16 protein-coding genes and 2 pseudogenes are annotated in these 19,838 nt (G+C 59.8%); 9 read left to right on the top strand and 9 right to left on the bottom strand.

From position 1 onward, the window contains the following. Positions 1 to 447 precede the first annotated feature (447 nt). The gene (locus MHX61_RS06735) at positions 448 to 720 is read left to right on the top strand and encodes an alkyl hydroperoxide reductase (protein ID WP_034973367.1); all 273 of its coding nucleotides are present in this window, start codon (positions 448 to 450) and stop codon (positions 718 to 720) included. Between the two features lie 62 nt (positions 721 to 782). Here MHX61_RS06735 and MHX61_RS06730 read toward each other — a convergent pair whose 3' ends face one another. Further along, a complete protein-coding gene (locus MHX61_RS06730; protein ID WP_370505896.1) occupies positions 783 to 1,166 on the bottom strand; it encodes a heavy metal-responsive transcriptional regulator in 384 nt (127 codons plus the stop codon). A 601-nt stretch (positions 1,167 to 1,767) separates the two neighbouring features. On the opposite strand from MHX61_RS06730, the gene MHX61_RS06725 reads away from it, so the two are divergent. From MHX61_RS06725 to merA, 3 genes are all read left to right on the top strand, one after another. Then, complete coding sequence (locus MHX61_RS06725; RefSeq protein WP_005532162.1) at positions 1,768 to 2,733, top strand: cytochrome c biogenesis CcdA family protein; 966 nt, start codon at positions 1,768 to 1,770, stop codon at positions 2,731 to 2,733. Continuing rightward, the gene (locus tag MHX61_RS06720) at positions 2,730 to 3,278 is read left to right on the top strand and encodes a TlpA disulfide reductase family protein (RefSeq protein WP_239193709.1); all 549 of its coding nucleotides are present in this window, start codon (positions 2,730 to 2,732) and stop codon (positions 3,276 to 3,278) included. The genes MHX61_RS06725 and MHX61_RS06720 overlap by 4 nt, the downstream gene beginning before the upstream one ends. A 119-nt stretch (positions 3,279 to 3,397) precedes the next feature. Continuing rightward, the gene (merA, locus tag MHX61_RS06715; RefSeq protein WP_014309781.1) at positions 3,398 to 4,840 is read left to right on the top strand and encodes a mercury(II) reductase; all 1,443 of its coding nucleotides are present in this window, start codon (positions 3,398 to 3,400) and stop codon (positions 4,838 to 4,840) included. Between the two features lie 286 nt (positions 4,841 to 5,126). Here the strand turns inward: merA and MHX61_RS06710 are convergent. Then, positions 5,127 to 6,470: pseudogene (locus tag MHX61_RS06710) on the bottom strand (IS256 family transposase). A 64-nt stretch (positions 6,471 to 6,534) separates the two neighbouring features. Here MHX61_RS06710 and MHX61_RS11385 point away from each other — a divergent pair. After that, the gene (locus MHX61_RS11385; RefSeq protein ID WP_239193708.1) at positions 6,535 to 7,245 is read left to right on the top strand and encodes an ASCH domain-containing protein; all 711 of its coding nucleotides are present in this window, start codon (positions 6,535 to 6,537) and stop codon (positions 7,243 to 7,245) included. 179 nt (positions 7,246 to 7,424) lie between these two features. Here MHX61_RS11385 and MHX61_RS06700 read toward each other — a convergent pair whose 3' ends face one another. From MHX61_RS06700 to MHX61_RS06680, 5 genes and pseudogenes are all read right to left on the bottom strand, one after another. Then, on the bottom strand, positions 7,425 to 7,928 hold the full coding sequence (locus MHX61_RS06700) for a hypothetical protein (protein ID WP_239193706.1): 504 nt from the start codon (positions 7,926 to 7,928) through the stop codon (positions 7,425 to 7,427). Positions 7,929 to 8,108: 180 nt separating this feature from the next. Next, entirely contained in the window at positions 8,109 to 8,819 is a 711-nt protein-coding gene (locus MHX61_RS06695; protein WP_049361038.1) for an IS6 family transposase, read from the bottom strand. Positions 8,820 to 9,055: 236 nt separating this feature from the next. Beyond that, on the bottom strand, positions 9,056 to 12,484 hold the full coding sequence (gene murJ / locus MHX61_RS06690; RefSeq protein WP_239193704.1) for a murein biosynthesis integral membrane protein MurJ: 3,429 nt from the start codon (positions 12,482 to 12,484) through the stop codon (positions 9,056 to 9,058). Between the two features lie 18 nt (positions 12,485 to 12,502). Further along, positions 12,503 to 14,698 carry a DUF6049 family protein gene (locus MHX61_RS06685; RefSeq protein WP_239193702.1) on the bottom strand — a complete coding sequence of 732 codons (2,196 nt, stop codon included), beginning with the start codon at positions 14,696 to 14,698 and terminating at the stop codon, positions 12,503 to 12,505. Then, positions 14,698 to 15,201, bottom strand: a pseudogene (locus MHX61_RS06680) (NUDIX hydrolase); the annotation flags it as partial. The pseudogene MHX61_RS06680 and the gene MHX61_RS06685, both read right to left, overlap by 1 nt. Positions 15,202 to 15,379: 178 nt before the next feature. Between MHX61_RS06680 and MHX61_RS06675 the strand changes: the two are divergent. From MHX61_RS06675 to MHX61_RS06660, 4 genes are read left to right on the top strand one after another with little or no spacing between them, the layout of a single operon-like run. Then, positions 15,380 to 16,816: a CCA tRNA nucleotidyltransferase gene (locus MHX61_RS06675; RefSeq protein WP_239193700.1), complete on the top strand. Its 1,437-nt coding sequence runs from the start codon at positions 15,380 to 15,382 to the stop codon at positions 16,814 to 16,816. Then, positions 16,816 to 17,412 (top strand): YqgE/AlgH family protein, encoded by a 597-nt coding sequence (locus MHX61_RS06670; RefSeq protein WP_239193733.1) that lies wholly within the window; start codon positions 16,816 to 16,818, stop codon positions 17,410 to 17,412. The genes MHX61_RS06675 and MHX61_RS06670 overlap by 1 nt, the downstream gene beginning before the upstream one ends. Before the next feature lie 39 nt (positions 17,413 to 17,451). Next, positions 17,452 to 18,180 carry an AzlC family ABC transporter permease gene (locus MHX61_RS06665; protein ID WP_239193698.1) on the top strand — a complete coding sequence of 243 codons (729 nt, stop codon included), beginning with the start codon at positions 17,452 to 17,454 and terminating at the stop codon, positions 18,178 to 18,180. Continuing rightward, positions 18,180 to 18,512: a branched-chain amino acid transporter permease gene (locus MHX61_RS06660; RefSeq protein ID WP_239193696.1), complete on the top strand. Its 333-nt coding sequence runs from the start codon at positions 18,180 to 18,182 to the stop codon at positions 18,510 to 18,512. Before MHX61_RS06665 ends, MHX61_RS06660 begins: the two co-directional genes overlap by 1 nt. Positions 18,513 to 18,524: 12 nt before the next feature. On the opposite strand, the gene MHX61_RS06655 is transcribed toward MHX61_RS06660, so the two are convergent. Next, positions 18,525 to 18,833 carry a hypothetical protein gene (locus MHX61_RS06655; protein ID WP_239193694.1) on the bottom strand — a complete coding sequence of 103 codons (309 nt, stop codon included), beginning with the start codon at positions 18,831 to 18,833 and terminating at the stop codon, positions 18,525 to 18,527. A gap of 15 nt (positions 18,834 to 18,848) precedes the next feature. Further along, positions 18,849 to 19,814, bottom strand: a complete 966-nt coding sequence (locus MHX61_RS06650) for a bile acid:sodium symporter family protein (RefSeq protein ID WP_239193692.1) — start codon at positions 19,812 to 19,814, stop codon at positions 18,849 to 18,851. Positions 19,815 to 19,838: the final 24 nt, after the last annotated feature.

Genomic DNA, 19,838 nt, shown 5'->3' with positions numbered 1-19,838 from the left:
CGCTGCCTTTTAGAGGCAAACTACCCAGCGGGTATTGGGACCTCGCTGTGGACCAGTTGGATTAGTTTTTGCCGTCTCACACTCTTCAAGTGGCGCAAGATGTCAGTGACCATCAGCAAGCGTCACACCACACTGAGGGATGCAACCTATGGAAACCGTCAGGCGATAACACCACACTCACCACTTTCTGTAAACATAAGGCCTAGACCCCACTAGACGCGTGTAAAACAATGCTAGGAACGGCCATATTTACAGGAAACATTCTGCTCCAAAGCGGCGTAACAATAGGGTGTAATCAACTTTTACAAGTGTTATCTGTCTCGGAGAGGATAAGAATCAGAGCACGATCCTCTACGTCCGGTTCCTACCCCAGATCATTCCCACCGAAAGCCGCCGCCAACCGGCCTGACCTCGCTCACTCGCCGGGCCACGGCATCACCATGGGGCTTGACCTTCGAGCCGGGAGCCCGGGTGCTTGCCAAGGTCCAGCGAAGCTCTCCTGCTGCCGTGAACTATGTCGCGGTGGACATCGCGTCCTACGAGACGGCCGATGAAATCAGGGAATTCCTGGCCGGAAATGGGGCGTCATCCCTGGCCTTTGCCTCTGATACCGATACGCGGCTCATCACCGCCTACCGGATAAACCAGGTAAGCACCGCTGTAATCCTGGACGCCGCGGGCACGGAGGTCTTCCGTGCCGTGGAGCCGGGTGCTGCGTAACTGCGGACGGCACTGGCCGCGGCGGGAGCCGGCTCAGTGAAGCCCCTTAGCCTGCGGCGGGCTCAGATGTAACTGCAGATTTGTTCAGCATCGCAGCGCTGAGGGTCGGCCACCTCGGCGGTTGCATATTGTTCGGCCACGGTCACCCGGAGCGCGGTGAGCTCCGCGATTTTCCGGTCCAGGTCCTGCAACTGTTTCCCCAGGACATCCCGTACGTGGGTGCAAGGCGTCAAACCGCTATCGCGGATCCGCAGAATGCCCTGGATCTGCGCCAGGGTCAGCCCGGCGATTTGGCTGCGGCGAATGAATTCGAGGCGGCTGAGGGTGTCGTGGGCGTAGTCACGATAGCCGTTGGCCGAGCGCTCAGCCGGTGGGAGCAGGCCCCGGTCCTCATAGAACCTGATCGTCTTGGTTGTTATACCGGCAGCATCAGCAACTTCACCGATTCGCATTTCGGGTCCTCATCTCGTTCCAAAAAATCGCATATGACTCTTCCATCGTACTGGAACGTTCCGCATCGGCACCCGCAAACCAACAGGTCCCGTCGCCAGCTTGACCTTCCCCCTTAGTGGAAGGTTGATGATGGGGTGTGACGTACTACTGGCCGTCCGGTTTCGTGTTGGGGTCCCCTGTCGGGGTCCCGGGCACGAGCCGGACATATGAAGGGATGATCATGTCAATAAAAGTGAAAGGCCGGGAGCGCTCTGGCCTGGTGCTTGCGGCAGGCACTCTGCTGTCCTCCCTTGGTGTTGTGATGGTGGCGCTCGTGTGCTGCGGGGTACCCGTTCTGACGGCTGCAGCCGGTGTTTTCGCCGCGGCCGGCGCAATGGCCGGCAACCTCTGGTTCATTGCCGCCGCAGCCCTTGCCGCGGGGGCCCTGCTCCTGCGGGCGCAGCGTCGGGGCAGCCCGGGGACGGATTGTTGCGCCCGTTCCCGCCCGGGGGCCAGCCTGTCCGCGGGTTCTACTCCAACACCTCATTCATCGTCGGAGCAGGAGCGGTCCGGGCAGTCCCGGGCCGGTGCTTCTGAGGATGCGGGGTCACAGGGATGACGGGTGTTTTGGGTCTGGCCTTTCTGACCGGAATGCTTGCCACGGTGAATCCATGCGGGTTTGCGATGCTGCCAACCTATCTGGCGTACTTCATTGGTTCCGGCCCCGGTGCGGGACGGAAGCGGCCGTTGCTTGCAGGTCTTCAGGCCGGGGTTGCCCTCAGCGCCGGTTTCGCCACTGTCTTTGTTACGGCCGGCCTGCTCGCCGCTGTAGGCCTGCGGTCGGTGGCGTCGGCGCTTCCCTGGGCGGCGGCGCTGATCGGAGCGGTTATTGTGGTTGCCGGCCTTGGCATGGTGTTCGGATGGCAGCTGCCCGGGGCGAGGTTGAACCTGCCCCGGATTCTGAAGACGGACGGGACCAGTTCGGGCCTCAGGGCGGTCTTTGGCTACGGGGTGGCCTATGCGGTGGCTGCGCTCTCTTGCAGCCTGGCCCTGCTGCTGGCTGTTGTCGCCCAGGCTGTGTCCACCGGGAGCCTGGCCGGACTGCTGGCGGTCTTCGCCGCCTACGCCCTGGGCTCCTCGGTGGTGCTGGTCCTTCTGTCCCTCGGTGCAGCGGTAGCGCGGGACGTCCTGGCACGCCACGTCCGAAGGATCCTGCCGTTTGTTAATCGTCTCGGCGGAGCCGCGCTTATCCTCGCAGGGATCTACCTGTTGCTCTACTGGGTTCCGGCCCTGTCCGGCGGGCAGGCCGGGGAGATCATGGGCGGGACGGTCACCGAAGCCAGCGTGGCGCTGTCCGGTTTCATCTCGGGCAACTGGCCCATCATCACCCTCACCGCGGTGGCCGCCGTCCTCGCCGCCGCGGCCCTGGCCCTGCGGCGCCGCAGTAAAAGCAAGGCACAGGACAACAGCGCAATCACGGATGGGGCTGAGAGCAGCGACAGCACCGAAGCGTGCTGCGGCCCGGAACATCTTCTTCCCGACACGGCGCCAGGGCGCACCAACCAGAAAGGAAACCCATGACAACGACCAGAAACCACCGGCGGATCTTCACCATTACTGCCGTCGTAGCGGCCGCGGCCCTCATCCTGGTCCTGGCCCTCACTGCGTTGAACCGCGGGAGCGAAACCGCTCCCGCCGCCGGGCCAGCGGGCGCAAACAACGTGGACAGGATCGAGATCACATCTGTGGACGGCAAGGCCCTCACCGTCCCTTCCACCCGCCCGACAGTGCTGTATTTCATGGCGAGCTGGTGCTATACCTGCGTTCCGCAGGCAGAAGCGATGAAGGAACTGGAACAGGAATATGCCGATAAGGCAGACTTCGTCGCCGTGGACGTGACGCCGGAGACCACAAAAACCCAAGTGGACCAGTTCCGCGAACTGGCCGGCACACCCGGATACCCCTTCGTTGTCGACCGGACCGGGGAACTCACCCAAAAGTACGCGGTCACATCCCTGGACAGTACCGTCGTCATCGCACCTGACGGTGACATCCTGGGCCGGGCCGATTCCCGGCCCATGAAGGCCGATGCCCTGAAGGCATTTCTTGACACAACACTTCCGTAGCAACACCGATCTCTTCGCTCCCGTTCTTGACCTTCCCGTGCAGGGGAAGGTGCAGACTGGGGACAGCATGCAAAAAGGAACGCCCCCGGGGTGTTCATTCGAGACTCCATGGAGGACTAATGCCTGAGGCAGCACCAGATTTTGATTTAGCCGTGATCGGTTCCGGAGGCGGCGCCTTCGCCGCCGCCATCCGGGCCACCAAGCTGGGCAATCGGGTCGTGATGATCGAACGCTCCACGGTGGGCGGGACCTGTGTGAACACCGGGTGCGTTCCCTCCAAAGCCCTGCTGGCCGCCGCCGAAGCCCGGCATGTCGCTGTGGATGCGACCGGAAGGTTCCCCGGGATCAGCACTTCCGCCGCCCCGGTGGACATGGGTGTACTGATAGACGGGAAACGCTCCCTGGTCGAGGGAATGCGCTCGGATAAATACGTGGATCTGGCCGCCGACTACGGATGGGACCTGCGCCAGGGCACCGCGGTGTTCGCCGGCACCCCGGAGGAACCGGTCCTGGAAATCACCGGACCCGACGGCACCCGCGACTCCCTGACCGCCGCCCATTATCTGGTCGCGACCGGTTCGACCCCGTGGGCACCCCCGGTGCCGGGACTGGATGAAGTCAACTACCTGACCTCGACCACCGCTATGGAACTGAACGAGGTGCCCGAGTCCCTGATCGTCTTCGGCGGCGGGTACGTGGCCCTGGAGCAGGCGCAGCTTTTTGCCCGCCTCGGATCCAAAGTGACCTTGCTGGTCCGCTCCAGGCTTGCCTCGCACGAGGAACCGGAAGCCTCCCGTGCGCTGATGGGCGTCTTCGCCGACGAGGGCATCCGCGTGGTCCGCCGCGCAGCCGTAACTTCGGTCCGCACAGATCCCGCCGGCGCAGAGGTCCTTGTCACCGCCACGGTCGCCGGGGGCCAGGAGGAATTCCGCGCCGCAAAGCTGCTGGTAGCCACCGGCCGACGCGCCGTCACCGACGGACTGAACCTGGACGCCGTCGGCGTCAAAACCGGCGACACCGGCCAGATCCTGGTCGAGAGCACACTCGCCAGCTCCAACCCCAGGATCTGGGCCGCAGGGGATGTGACCGGGCACCGAGAATTCGTCTACGTCGCGTCCGCCCACGGAACCCTGATGGTGGAGAACGCCTTCAACAACGCCGGGCGCGAGGTCGACTACCGGCACCTGCCCCGCGTGACGTTCACCAGCCCGACACTGGCCGCGGTCGGCATGACCGACAAGGAAGCCAACGAGGCGGGCATCCGGTGTGAATGCCGGGTCCTGCCCCTGGAATACGTTCCCCGGGCACTGGTGAACCGGGACACCCGCGGCTTCATCAAAATCGTCGCCGACGCCGACACCGGACGGATTGTGGGGATCACCGCCGTCGGCAAGGAGGCCGGTGACCTGGCCGCCGCCGGAGTCTACATCCTCGAGGCCGGCATGACCGTTGACCAGGTCGCGAACCTCTGGTGCCCATACCTGACCATGGCCGAAGGGATCAAAATCGCCGCACAGTCCTTCACCACCGACGTCTCCAAACTCTCCTGCTGCGCCTCCTGACCCGCGCCAGATCCCAGCCTAATCCCATTACGTTGTTGGCAGTTCCGCTTGAAGGAGCCCAGGATTCGTACTCCTAGCCCCATGCTGGGGCAGGCTATGTTTATCTGCGTTCCTTCTGCCTTGTGGCAGTGGAACTAGTCGCTGGCTTCGGTATGGCTTATTTTCGTCCCTGTCTGAAAATGATCCGGGGGGTGTTCCCGATCTCTGTCTTCGCATAGATCAAGCGCGTTAGCATTTATTACCCTTAAAGAGGAGCGTGTCAAGTTGTTTGTGTGTGGGGCTAGGTTTATAGGTATTTGTCGAAGCGGTCGGGGTAGGCCACGGCCATTTGGTTAATGGCTTGTTTCCAGCCGGAAACTCTGGCTCCTTCCATGAGTCTGCCGGCTGTCGCTGAGACTCGTTTGCCCTGCTTCGCCCTCTTGGCAGCGCGTTTGTCTTCAATATTGCAGATCATCAGCCACAGCGTCTTCAGCGCTGATTCATCGTTGGTGAACTGCACCCTGTTACGGGTAGCTTTACGCAGTTCATTGTTGAATGATTCAATGGAGTTCGTCGTATAGATAACCTTTCTGGCTGCTGGTGGGAACTGCAAAAACGGTACGAAACGCTGCCATGCACCTCGCCAGACCTTGACTGAGCGTGGATACTTTTCTCCCAATTCAGAGGCTTCAAATTCGTCTAAGGCCGCCTTAGCTGTGGACTCGTCCGTGGCGGTGTAAATCTTTTTCAACGCGGCCGATACACCCCGGCGATCCCCATAGGCTACTCACCGGTTCGCTGCGCGAATCAGGTGCACGATACAGGTTTGCACCATAGAGTTCGGCCAGGTTGCCTCGACTGCTTCTGGTAGGCCTTTCAGCCCGTCACAGCAGACGATAAAGACGTCTTTGACACCACGGTTAGAAAGATTCGCGCATACTTGCGCCCAAAATGAAGCGCCTTCTTCTTTGGCAATCCACAATCCTAAAATGTGCTTGATACCGTCGAGATCCACGCCGATTGCCATGTACGCGGACTTGTTGACTACTCGGCCACCGTCGCGGACTTTAATGCGCAGCGCGTCCAGGAAAATGACTGGGTAGAACTCGTCTAGCTGGCGGTTTTGCCAGACCATGACTTCATCCAAGACGGCGTCAGTAACCGCAGAAATCGTCTCATGGGAAACGTCAACACGCATCGCAGTTGCCATATGATGCTGGATATCCCTAATTGTCATCCCACCGGCATACAAGCTGACGATCATGTCATCGACATCAGTCAAGCGCCTAGAACCTTTAGGGACCATAGTCGGCAAGAATGTGCCAGCCCGATCCCTCGGGACATCAACGGTAACTGGCCCGTAGTTAGAATCCACGGTCTTTGGATACGACCCGTTGCGGTGATTGTCTGTCCCAGCAGCAGCTTTAGCGCTCCTGTCGCCAGACTCGTAGCCCAAATGGGCATCCATTTCAGCGTTGAGTCCCCTGGTAATCGAGGCCTGCAACATACCGCGAACCAGGTCATTGGCATCCGTTGTGGACGTGCCTAGGTCATCAATCAGTTTCGCGATTTCAGGGTTAGCAAGCAGCTTCTTTTCAATCGCATCAATCTTGGCTTTATCAGCCGGATCTCGTCGTGCCACAGTAGTCATTCTGGTCCATCTCCTCATGCAGGTTGGGAACCCACACACAAACCATCAGACACTCTCTTAAAGAGTGATTACCAACGAACTTCGAAATTTACTAGCCAAAGCAACCACCCATGCACAGCGTTTTCAAGACGGAGAAGACCACACTGTAGCCGCAGCACTCCTTACCAAATCAGGCAAACACGTACTCGGTTTGAACGCGCACCACTTCCTCGGTGGTCCTTGCGGGGAAGTCTCGGCTTTAGCCAACCATGCTGCTAGTTATCCAGAGGACCCAATCCAAGCAGTAGTCGCCGTATACGGACCTACTGGTCAAGTTATTCCTCCCTGCGGTAAATGCCGCCAGGTGCTTTTTGATGTTGATCCGTCCATTCGGTGCATCGTGCGCGGAAGCAATGGGCTTGAAGCACCTGCTGTGAAAGAGCTTTTACCGTTCGCATTTAACTGGCGAGATATGGAACAAGAGCAGCGCATCTACATGTGGGAAGGCTACGAGGAATCAATTCGTAGCGGAGAAAAGCAACAAACCATCCGGGTAGATGATCCTTTCCATGAAGGAAGTGCCCAAATTGTCTTCGAGAAAGAATCCGGAGAGGTCGTCACTATTCCGGCACAGGTTACGTCCGTTGTCTCTACCCAGCGAAGTGAATTGTCGGAAAAGCAAGCTAGAAATGACGGTTTTGGCTCTCTTTCCGAGCTTCAGGAAGCGCTAGATACTCACTATCCCGGATTAGCTGCCGATGACGAAGTAGACGTCGTAGGGTTCAAGCTCCAGTAACTCGAACGAGCTCAAAGCGTGTTTGCTTTCTGTAGAAGCAGTAGAAACTACAGCAAAAGGCTGGGGCAATCCATGGCGAACGGTGCAGATTGTGGCGCTTGGGTGTACTCAAACAGAACAAAACCCGGGACACTTCAGATTTCAGAATCAACCTACGTAGTTGATGAACAGCCAGACGGTCATCGGTGCTTATGGACAGGCAAGTAAGTAGTCCTAGGGGAACTCCCAAAGACTGCGGCGAGAGGATGCGCTTTCCAGTTTTCCCCAGTATGGAGAAGGTGTTCTATCCCGGCTTGGCAAAACATACCGGCCCAAATCTGCGCAGTCATCTTTCCAATACGTTTCGTTGACCTCAACTGCAGCGCCGCCGCAAACTCACCCGTAACTCTGTCGGGCTGGTTGAGCACTGAAAACACGAAAGAATAAGGATCCGCGCTCAATCTTTTTATCGCTTCGCCAAACTCGTCGGTCTGCTTCACGAGCAAATTCTGATAAATATCATCAGTCTGCTCTTGCTCTTTAGCTGAAACAGAAATATAGCGCTCAGTGAGCGTAGTCAAACTGAGTAATGGTATGTTGACGAGTTCTGTTTTTGAAAAAACACCAATTCTCGCAAGATTCAAGCGGACGTCATCGACCGTCTCGGCCTCGGTTAACCCCCGAGCCCACACATCAGCTTCCAACGCACCACACCTTAATAGAGGCAAACTCCATAATTACAAGTGTAACGATTGCTTTGGAAACTCCACTCACCTGAAGGCGTCTGTCCAAGGGTCGTTACGTTGGGTGCTGTTGCAAAGTTGGGCGGAGAGCCGAGACGACCCAGTTTCTCATTTCCTGATGGCCGCTGCGTGCCGGCGTTCTCAGGCCGTCTCGAAGACCCGGTTGACGATCACCGCGTCCGGATTGGGGTGCCCATAAGCAAACATCGTGCCCTGACCTTTCCGTAATGAATGCATCGCTTCCATCCCTTTCAACGTCCGGTAGGCGGAAATTCGGTTTTTGAACGCCCCCTTCGGTCCCAGGATTCTTTTAAGTCGGCCATGATCTCCCTCGAGAACGTTGTTCAGGTATTTCACCTGCCGGTGCTCCACCGTCTGAGGGCAGATTCCCTCCGCCTTCAGCTCGGATATTGCCTTGGCCAGAGCTGGTGCCTTGTCGGTGTTGATGACCCGCGGGGACCCGGCTGTCGTATTCGATCGCAGCGTCTTGGCCAGGAAACGCTTGGCCGCAGCCACATTCCGTTTTGGTGAGAGGTAGAAGTCTAAGGTCTGCCCACCGGCGGTAATAGCCCGGTAGAGATAGCACCACGTGCCGCCGACCCGGATATAGGTCTCATCCACCCGCCAGGACCGGGCCTGCCAGTCGGGTACCTGCCGGTACCAGCGAGTGTGCTTATCCAGCTCAGGGGCGTATTTCTGCACCCAGCGGTAGATCGTGGTGTGATCGACTGGCGCACCCCGCTCGGTCATCATTTCCTCCAAATCGCGGTAGCTCACCCCGTAGCGGCAGTACCACCGCACCGCCCACAGGATGATGTCACGGGGGAAATGACGACCGGAGAAGATGCCCATGGCTCTGATTATTTCACGCCGGTCTTTCTACTGCCCCAACTTTGCAACAGCACCATGAATACTCCTAAGGCTGTTGTGTGCGTTACGCCCCACAGTGTAAGTACCACTTCTAAATAGTCAACATGTGAAGTAAATAATTTTTGAACGTGCAGGTCAGAGAAGTGTGAATGCGGAAAAGATTTAAAAAGAAGGCCGAATCGAGGGGCGTGTCCTCGATTCGGCCGTGTGGGTTGTGCCTAGGGCTGTCCGACGAGCTCAATATCTGCGATGGTTGCCTTATCGGACTTGGGCAGCTCGGTGATCATGAAGAGGATCCCATCGAATTGCTCGGTGGTTTCCTCCAGTTCGATATCTTCCTTGCCGCTTTCGAACTTGCCCCTGGCCAGTTGATGCAGGGAGCCAGCTTGTGGGTTCTCCGGATTGAAGCTGTCCTGATTTACGCCATAGACCGCGTACCTCGCCCCAGTGGAGTTGGACTGCACCACCGGCAGGACCGCAAGGTGCGTTGGCGTATCCAAAGTGACGAGGACGCCGGTGTCCTCCTCGGCGGTGGACCACGTGGTGGCCGTTTTGCCATCGATAAGCGCTGCATCGTCTTGGTTATCGGGGACGGTAACCGCAGAGGAAGGCTGGAGACGCACCGGCGGGGTATCCGGAATATCCGTGCTGCCGTGAATGGTCTCGCTGACCGGGTTGGATGCCTCCACATTGCTGAGCAAGGACATGATCCAGGTGGTGAGCGCGGCCATTGCTACGACGAAGATAGTGGCGAAGATGCCGATAATGATGACGCCGGAACCGGAATAACCGCGGCCGCCAAAGCCGGGTTCTTGCGCCGGGTCATCCTCTTGATCCGGTTCTACCTGTGCCTTCACCGGCAGGGCCTCAGGCGCTTCTTCTGGTTCATGCGGTGCAAAGTCGTGCAGGCGCTGGGCGATGCCGGCCAAGGTTAGCGCCTGTGCCTCTTGCAGCTCCTCCATCTTTTCCTCGCGGCTGTCCTCATCAGCACTATCGAGCGCGTAGTGCGCATCTTCGACGCGCTGGGCGGCCTCGTCCGCGGGGAGGTTGGCGTCCTCAGAAATATCGCGCAGCTTCTTCGGCGAAGGTTCGGTGGACTCCACCAGCAGCTCGAGGGCGGAGCTTAATGCTTCGCGGTCGGTGGCTGCGGAGGTGCCGTCCAGCACGGCGGGGAAGGCAACCTTGACCACGCCATCGGTAGAGACGCGGAAACGGTCGCGGTGCTCCACGCCGAGGGTGAGGCCGGCGTCGTGGGCAGCGGCGGCATCAGCAAAAAGCGGCGCAGTAGCACGAGCCACGGAATGGGGATCGAGGTTATCGGCCTCAGCCACCTGCTTAAGGGAGGTGCCCTCAAACCAATCCGCTACCACCAGGCAGCCGGTGCGGTAGGACAGGACCTGGATATTATCCGCCACGGTATCGAGCTCCAGCTCGGCAAGGCGGCGGGTATTGCGCGAAATCTCTGCGGAGCGGCGGGCAGCGATTCCTGGCGTCGACGGCGCAATTGGCGCCAGGCTATTGGTATCGACGAACGTCAAGGCGACCAGGCGACCGGTGGACTGTTCGCGTGCCTGCCAGAACTGCGCACCGGTGACCGCACCGTGATCCTGCAGCAGGCGGAAGCGGCCATCCGATACCGGGGCACCCGGGACTAGGCGTGGGCCGCGGACGATGCCCGCGGACATCGGCGGCGGCACCAGGGTGGCATTGAAGGCGTCCTGGGTAAATACCGGCCGGATTTCCGGCACGTCGGGCTCCTCCAGCTCGATGGCCTTCGAGGAATCGACCTTGATGAAGCGGGACATGCCCGGGATGCGCTGCAGGGCGCGGGCCAAGTTCTGCACCTCCGGCAAGGAGGATTTGGACAGCACCAGGCCGGTGGCGATGAGGAAGATGACGCCGAGCACCGCGACCTTGATCAGCGAGACGATGGACGGCAGATTCTCCGGGAGGAGGAAATTCACGCCCCAGTACAGCACCCAGGAGACGACCAAGCCCACTAGGCCGGCACCGGAAGCCCACAGCACGGTCTGCGTGACGGCCTTGCCGCCGAGGCTGCCGAGCTTGCGCTTGAGCAGGAAGCCGCCAATTACCGCGCCGGAGACGAAGCCAAAGCCATTGGCCGTACCGAGCAGAATCACCACGCGGTCCGGGTTGGATGTCATCAATGGTGCCAAGAGCGTGAGGACGATCTTGGTCAGCGTGATGCCGGCGATGATGAAGGTAGGCGTCCAGGCTTCCTCGCGGGCATAGAACACGCGCAGGTGCAGCAGCACCAAGGCATACGGGATAAGCGTGAAAGCGGAGAAGCTGATGGTCAGGCCGAGCTGCTCGGCGCTCTCGGCGCCGTAGGCACCGTATTGGAAGAGGGCGCGGGCGATAGGAACGCCGAAGCCGGTCATGAAGATGACGATGGGGATAAGCGCGATGAAAGTCAGCTTGGAGCCCAGGGTGAGATCGCGGACCACGGCATCTACATCGCCGTCGGCGGCGTTGCGGGACAGGCGAGGCATAATTGCCGTCAGAAGCGTCACGCCGATAACGCCATAAGGCACCTGCAGCATGAGCCAGGCATTCTGATAGACCAGCGGTGCGCCGGCATCCGCATAGGCGGCCACGCGGGAGGTGACCACGTAGCCCAGCTGGGAGATGGCCACATAAGTAATAATGGCCAAAGCCATGCCGCCGAATTGCTTGATGCGCGCATCCAGGCCCCATTTGGGGCGCAGATTAATGCCGGCCTTCTTGAGATACGGCAATAGGATGAGGCACTGCACCATCACCGCTGTGGTGGTGCCCAAGCCCAAGAGCATGACGTGGGGATCGGCCACCGGCGTGGGCTCATGCGGGTCTAGTTGGCCGGGCAGGAAGCGATAAGCCAGCAGCACGCCAATGGAGATGAAGTTATTGATCACCGGTGCCCAGGCGCCCGGACCAAAGACATTCTTGGTATTGAGGACGGCCTGGAAAAGGGCGAAGAGGCCGTAGAAAAGAATCTGCGGCAGCAGCAAGAAGGCCAAGGAAGTTGCCTGCACGGCATTGGCCTTGGAATCTTCCGGCAGCATCATCCTGGTTAAGAAGGGTGCGAGGACCACGGAGGCGATGGTGACTATGCCCAGGATGGAAAAGGCCAGGGTAAATAGCCGCCGGACAAAGGTCTCGCCGCGGTCCGTGTCTTCCTTTTCGGCGCGCACGAGGACGGGCACAACCAGAGAGGTCAGCACTGCACCCAAAACGATCTCGGTGACGAGGTTGGGGATCTGGTTGGCGCTACTAAACGCAGTTCCCACCGTGGCGCCGAGCGTGGCGCCGATGAGCATCTGGCGCAAGAAGCCAGTGATGCGGGATAGTAGCGTCGCGATGGCCATCGTGCCCGTTGCGCGAATGACATCCTGATTGGATGATTCATTGTCCGCGTTGCGTCCAGTGAGCGCGGACTTATCCTCCTCAGGAGGAACGGTGGTGTCCTTCACCGCTGGGGTGGGGCGCTTTTCTGGTACCGGAGCGGGAGGAGAGGCCTGGACGATGCGGCCGCGGGCACCCGCTGGGGCGGGGTGCTCTGCCGGCACGGCGGCATCCTTCGGGTCAACTACACCCGCAGGTGACTTCTCCACGTGTTCGGCCTCGCGGCCAGTCTTATCAGTCATAGAGGATACAACTTCAACTTACTTTTTAAGCCTTTGTGATTTTTTGCGCCGATGGCGGCCTAGCCGGAAGAGCGTGGCTAAGACCAGCGCAAGGGCGCCGGCTATGCCGACGCCATACACGCTTACGATACCGGCACGCGTCTGCACAGCGATATTGATGGGCTCGGAGATGGTTTGCTTTTCCGGGGTAGCAAGCCACAAGCCAATGTCCGTGCGATCGACGTCCTTAGGCATATCGGCGGTCATGGATACAGTAATAGAGCCCTTGGCCGGAATACGGACGCTCTTGGGCGTGTTGAGGCGCGCGCCGTCGGGGGCATCGTATTGCAGCTTGGCCTCCACCGGTAGTGGCAGGCCATTTTCTGCCACGATGAGCAGCGGCGATGACTCGGATACGCGGGTGTAGACATTGCCCGGTGGGATAAGTGCCACAGAAGAACGCAGGTCCCGCAGCGTATCGGAATGCACATCCATCGTGTGAGTGAACCGGCGCTGCGCCTCCGCATTGGCGCCCAAGCTATCGCGGTTGGTCAGCGAGAGGGCGGCTAGCAGATCCCGGCGCAAAGGCAAGACAAATTCATAGCGAGTGAGCGCGATATCGGGATCATCGACCATGATATTCATCAGCTCATCGGTATAGCGGGCCTGCTGCTCCACGCGGACGATATCGGATTCGGCGAAGGCGGCGGGATCGCTAAAGGGGCTGCCGGGCAGTGAACCAGGCTCTGCGGTCTCCTGCTTTAGGCTGCCGACGGTGCGCGGATGGGACTTACCGGAAGCGATGAGTGCCTCGGCAGAGTCGAGTGCGTACTCGGCCGCGCTGGGATCCAAGTAATTAGGCAAGCGCGCCACGGTGTCATCGCTGGCGGCCAAGCTCAGTGCGGCGCCGCCGGTGATGGCACGAGAAAGATCGGAATCGAGCGAGTAATCGTAGCGCAGCTCCGGGTTGGAATAGCCCACCGTCTGTGGTTTGGAGCCGGTTTGGGCGAGGAGGGCGCCCAAGGAGGCGTCGAAAGTCACGGCGCGGCCGGGCCACGAAGTATTATCCGCCACCAATGCGGGCAGGGGCAGCTGCTGATCCACATAGCCGGAGCCGACCGCGAGCACGGTGGTGGCCGGCTTGGCACCGAGGATTCGCTCGATGGTGTGATTGCCGCGTTGCAGTCCTTCGTAGGTAAGGAAGGGATTATTCGCTTTGGCCACGGAGGAAGCATTGGCGTTCGCCCACGGCATAGACATAAAGCAATCGAGCTCGCGCAGTCGCTTGAGCCAGCGGGCAGCATCCTCTTTCCCCGTGCCGGGTTCGAGGTGCACATCGTCCTCGTTAGTAAACCACGAATCGCGCAGGCGCTTAGGGCGCTCGGCTTGAGGTGGGCGGGCCGAACCTACTTTATAGCCCTCCGCCATGCGGTTGACCGTATCCAAGAGAGCGGGATCGATGGCTACGCAGCCTGCCCCGCGCAGATCGTGGCTGGCATACGTGCTGACCAATCGATCGAGCCGGCCACCCTCCGCCAGCTCACCGGCCAGCTCATCAGAGGAGAGGATAAGGTCCTCTCCCCCAGCGCCGCCTGGTACCGAGTCAATATCGGCGCTGATGGGATAGATCACGGTGAGATCGTGGGGTGTGGGATCCGAGGGGGCATCGCCAAGCGCCTGCTCCTTCCCCTTTATCTGGCCAACAAGGCGTTCCTCCGCAAAGCTGACCGCCTCGCCGCCTACGGTGCCGGTGAGGGTAAACAGCAGCGGATAGGAGCCAGGCTCTTCGATGGCCAGGGTCTGCTCGCCGTGCAGGGAGGTAGGAACCTGGAAGGTGACCTCCCGGGATTCGCCCGGCTGCAGGGGCGCGGTGGTAGTGCTGGGACCGTAATACGGGAATTCGCCGGTGGCCAACTGCGTGCGGGCCTGCGCGGTATCCTCCACGGCATCGCCGCGGCGGCTTGTGAGCTGGAGATCCTCCATAACTTCATCGGTAGGATTGTGCAGCCGGAAGGTCAGTTTGAGGTCTTTGCCCACGGTAAAGGGCTCGGCCGCAAGGAGATCAAGGTGGGCCCGCTCCGGCCCGCGCGCACCCAACCATGCCTGGATATCCTGCTGCTTTTCGGCGGCCGCGTCCATCTGCGCGGCGGCTTCTGGTAGCGGCATGCACAAGCCCCACCCCGCTACCGCCATGCAGCCGCCCACGGCGGCCCAAGACTTCAGGCGCTGGCGCATTACCGTGGCGTCACTTTCCCCGCCGCGGCTTCCTTTCGTGCGAGATCGGGAAGGAGATCATGCGCGATGCGCGCCAGCTTGCGCTCATCGGCGTAGGCCAAGTGCTCGATGAGTTCGGAGACGGGGATCCACGAGACCTCAGTGACCTCTGGATCCTCATCGTTCATAATGCCGTCTACAAAACGCAGCAGGTGGTGGTGCACGGTCTTATGGATGCGCACCCCATCAGAGACGAACCAGTAATCAATCATGCCGAGGTCCGCAAAAACCTCACCAGAAATGCCGGTTTCTTCCCATACCTCGCGTTCAGCGGTGACCTCCTTGGCCTCGCCATTTTCCACGTGGCCCTTGGGCATGGACCACAGCAGGCGCCCGCGGCGGTCGAGGCGGCCGATGAGCGCTACATAAAGCCGGGAAAGGTCGACGTTGCCATTGGCATCGACGCACTCCGCCAAGCCGGAGACAACGAGGCCACCCGCGGAGGTTTCATCGCGGGTTTCCATGGCCGTGGATTGGCCATTGCCACCGCGGTAGGGCTTGCGCTGCTGGGTGGTGCGGCGCGCGCGATTATCCGGCCGGCGGCGCCGCCTGCGCCGGGACCGGTTGCGGTTGCGGCCGCCTCCCTTGGAGGGGCCCTGTTCTTGGTTAGTCATCCCTGCCAATCGTAGTAGACTCTCACCCGTGAATTTTCAGGACACTCAGCTAATCGGCGTTCTTGCCCGCGCGGAATCCACCGTCTCCTCCCTCAGCAACCTGCTAGGCGGACTGGTGGAGAAATTTGCCGCGCGCGGCTACTCGCTCTACCTCGTGGGCGGCTCTGTGCGCGATGCGCTTTTGGGCCGCTTGGGAAACGACCTGGACTTTACTACCCCAGCCCGCCCCGAGGTGGTCAAGGAGATCCTCGATGAGTGGGCCGAAACCGTGTGGGATACCGGCATAGACTTCGGTACCGTCTCCGCGGCCTACAAGGGCCAGCAGATTGAGATCACTACCTTCCGCTCCGATTCTTATGACGGCCAGTCCCGCAATCCTGAGGTCGTTTACGGCGACACCTTGGAAGGCGATCTTGTCCGGCGCGACTTCAAGGCCAATGCGATGGCCATTGAGCTGCTTGCCGACGCCTCCTTTAAGTTCCACGATCCCCTCCACGGCCTCCAAGACATAGCTGACCGAGTGCTCGATACCCCGGATAAGCCGGAGATCTCCTTCCACGATGATCCGCTCCGCATGCTGCGTGCGGCTCGTTTTGCCTCTCAGTTGGAATTCCGCGTGGCTGATCGCGTCGTGGAGGCCATGCGGGATATGGCTGGCGAGATCCAGCGCATCACCGTGGAGCGCGTGCAGGTGGAGCTGGATAAGCTCATCTGCGGCACGGCCCCGTGGGAGGGCATCGATCTACTGGTATCTACGGGAATCGCGGACTATATTTTCCCCGAGATCCCCGCGCTACGCATGACCGCGGACGAACACGCGCAGCACAAGGACGTCTATGCGCACTCGCTCAAGGTGCTGAGCCAGGCCATGGACCAGGAAGAAGATGGTCCAGACCTCGTCCTGCGCTGGGCGGCGCTGCTCCACGATATTGGCAAGCCGGATACCTTTGATAACACCGATGGCAAGGTCTCCTTCCACCACCACGAGGTGGTGGGCGCCAAACTCGCCCGTAAGCGCCTGCGCAAGTTGAAGTATCCCAAGGCCACCACGGAGTCCATCGGCCAGTTGGTGTACCTACACATGCGCTTCCACGGGTTTGGGGAAAATCAATGGACTGATTCCGCCGTGCGCCGCTATGTCACCGACGCCGGCGATCTTCTCCCTCGCCTGCACAAGCTGGTGCGCGCCGATTGCACCACCCGCAATGCCAAGAAGGCCCGCCGCCTCCAGCGCACCTACGATCAGCTCGAGGAGCGTATCGAAGAGATCGGCCGCAAGGAGGACCTGGCCCGCGTGCGTCCAGACCTCGACGGCAACGAGATCATGGAGATCTTAGGCCTCCAGCCCGGCCCTGAGGTGGGCCAGGCGTGGTCCTATCTCAAGGAGCTGCGCCTCGAGCATGGTCCCCTCGAGCGCGAGGAAGCGATTGCGAAGTTGCGCGAGTGGTGGGATTCTAAACAGTGATGTTTGCCGATAGATTATTCAACGCCCTCGAGCGCAATGACCCCGCCCCCGGCCAGCTGCTTATCGCCGCTCCGGGCATGCTTTCGCCGGAATTCGCCCGTTCCGTCGTTCTCGTCATTGAGCACAATGACATGATGACCTTCGGCGTAGATCTGACCAAGCGCTCCGAGGTGGCGATTTTCAATGTGCTGCCGGAATGGCTTCCCGTCGTGGCCAAGCCGCAGGCGCTGTACATCGGCGGCCCGCTCAATCAGCAATCCGTCGTAGGGCTCGCGCAAACCAACCAGGGCGTCGATCCGGACAAGCATGACCGACTCACCCGCCTCGCCCCGCGCCTCGCGCATGTGGATCTGCGCGCGGAGCCGGAAGAGATAGAGCCCTTGGTCTCGGGTATGCGCATGTTTGCCGGCTACGCCGAGTGGGGCCCGGGCCAGCTAGAAGAGGAAATCGAGGCCGGCGAATGGTTCGTCTCCCCTGCCCTGGCCCAAGACGTTATTACGCCGGGCCCGGCCGACCTCTGGTCCGATGTTATGAAGCGCCAACCCATGCCGTTGCCGCTGTACTCCACCTACCCTGTCAACGTGGAAGACAATTAATTCCTATCGCGCTGCAGGCAGTGGGCTAAACTAGCCCGCATGCGTGAGGATATTTCACAAGGTTTGCGGGATACCTGGGCCGCCGCCATCGGCCTCATTCCCCTCGGCGTTGCCTTCGGCCTGCTCATGGTCCAATCCGGCTTCAGTTGGTGGTGGACGCCGATTTTCTCCATCGTCATTTATGCCGGTTCGATGGAGTTCCTGGCCATTTCCATGGTCACCGGCGGCGCCACAGCCGTGGCTTCCCTGGTCACCGGTTCCATGGTGAACTTCCGCCATATTTTCTATGGCCTCACCTTTCCTCGCCACCGCATTCACTCGCGCCTAGGCAGGGCTTATTCCACCTATGCGCTTACCGGCGAAACCTATGCCATCGTCTCCTCCCTCCCCACCGATGACCGCCCGACCGGGGCCCGGATCCTCACCATCCAAATTTTTTGTCAGGCTCTGTGGGTAGGCGGTGGCGTTGTCGGTGCTCTCGCCGGCCAGGTGATTCCCTCTACCGTGCAGGGCATGGAATTCGCCCTAGTGGCGCTGTTCGTCGTGCTGGCGATGGATTCCTTCCGCAATAACCAGGATTTCTCTTTACCCCTAAGCGCGGCTCTGGTGGGAATCCTCGCAGCCGCCTTCGCCCCTGGTCAACTCCTCATGGTGGCCCTGAGCGCCTACTTCATTCTGCTGATTATCCGGTATCTATCTCCAGGCTTCGATGCAGCTTTTAGCTTGCGTAGGCGAGGCGACGTTAAGAGATTCCGGGAGGAGTGCTAATGCCCGCTGGAGTCACCCTTGCTTCCATCGCGGCCGTCCTAGTTCCCGTCGGCCTCATTACCGTTGTACTACGCCAACTTCCTTTCTCCTTTGTGAAATGGATGAAGGATAGTCAGTTCTTTTCCTTGCTCGGTATGATGATGCCTGTGGGCGTGATGACCATCTTGGTGGTGTATACCGTCCACGGGCAGTCCAGCGCCCCCGGTGGCATCTGGGCGGCTCTCCTCGGAGTGGTGGTTACTTTCCTGCTTCACCTGTGGAAGCGGGAGTCTGCGCTGTCCATCTTCGGTGGAACCGCCTTCTATATGCTCCTCGCCAACGTAGTCTTTTAGCCCTTGCGACTCTTATAGGCCGAACTTGGCGGTGGCCTCGGACCACAGGGCGTCGAACCGAGACTGATCCACGTACTGCGCGCTAATGTCCGGAAAATCGTCGTAGGTGTCCGGGTGCGGGACAACCTCTTGCGGCTGATCTACGTTTCCCGTGGAACTATTCGGTGTTGCTACCCCGACGATGGCATCCGAGGGATCCAGCGCAATCATGCGCACCATGCGGCAGCTGCTTGCGTCGCGCTCTTCCATTTCTGCCATGTGGATCGCTGAGCCTACGCCGGGCACATTCAGTTCGGTTCGTACGTAAAGGTAATTCGTCATGGCACTTAAGTGTAGTTACGTGCCGGGGTGCTGCGCGTAACGGGCCGCTAGCCACGAGCACATCATCAGCTGAACCTGGTGGTAAATCATCAACGGGAGGATTAGTAGACCAAGAGACGCGCCGCCAGAAGCAAAGATGACCGACGCCATTGGTAGTCCCGTGGCTAATGACTTTTTCGATCCACAGAACTCGATTGCGATGGTATCGGCGCGGTTGAATCCCATCTTTTGGCTTGCCTTTTTGGTGAGCCACAGCATGAAAGCGACGAAGATCGCGGCGAAGGCGACGAGGAACACCAGGTCCCACAGAGAAATAGAGGACCAAATTCCGTCCACCACACCCTTGGAAAAAGCGGAATACACCACCATCGCGATTGAGCCGCGGTCCACGACCTTAGTGGCCTTGCTTTGTGCAACCTTGCCTACCCAGCGCCGAGTAAGCTGACCTAAAACAAATGGCGCCAACAATAGAAGTGCAATTTCGCCGAATACTGACGTATCGATGTGAACTCCTCCCCCAGTTCCCATGAGGAACATGACGAGCAATGGAGTGATGATCACTCCGACCAAGTTTGAGGCGGAAGCCGATACGATTGCGCCCGCCACGTTTCCTTTCGCGATTGAGGTGAAGGCAACCGAAGACTGCACCGTGGATGGAACCAGCGTGAGGAATAGGATTCCTAAGTACATGTCATTCGATATGACAGCGGTGAGCGGCCGCAGTGCTATGCCTATAAGTGGGTAAACCACAAAGGTAAAAGCGAGAATTGTGAGGTGTAGCCGCCAGTGTTTTAGTCCGTTGAGGGCTTCTTGAGTGGAAAGCCTCGCGCCATACAAAAAGAAGAGTAGCGCGATGGCTACGTTTGTTAATTGGCCGAAAATGTCGGCAAAGTTCCCGCGGGCTGGTGCGATTATCGCAATGATGACCGCCAAGATAATGAGGACAATTAGTGGGTCGGGCTTCTTCAAACGCTGCAGCATGCTAAGAGTTTAAACCCGATTCGT

Source organism: Corynebacterium sp. ACRPF (assembly GCF_022347395.1).
Classification (GTDB): Bacteria; Actinomycetota; Actinomycetes; order Mycobacteriales; family Mycobacteriaceae; genus Corynebacterium; species Corynebacterium tuberculostearicum_D.
Note: the sequence above shows the minus strand (reverse complement) of the source record. Positions and strands in the feature narration are given on the sequence as shown.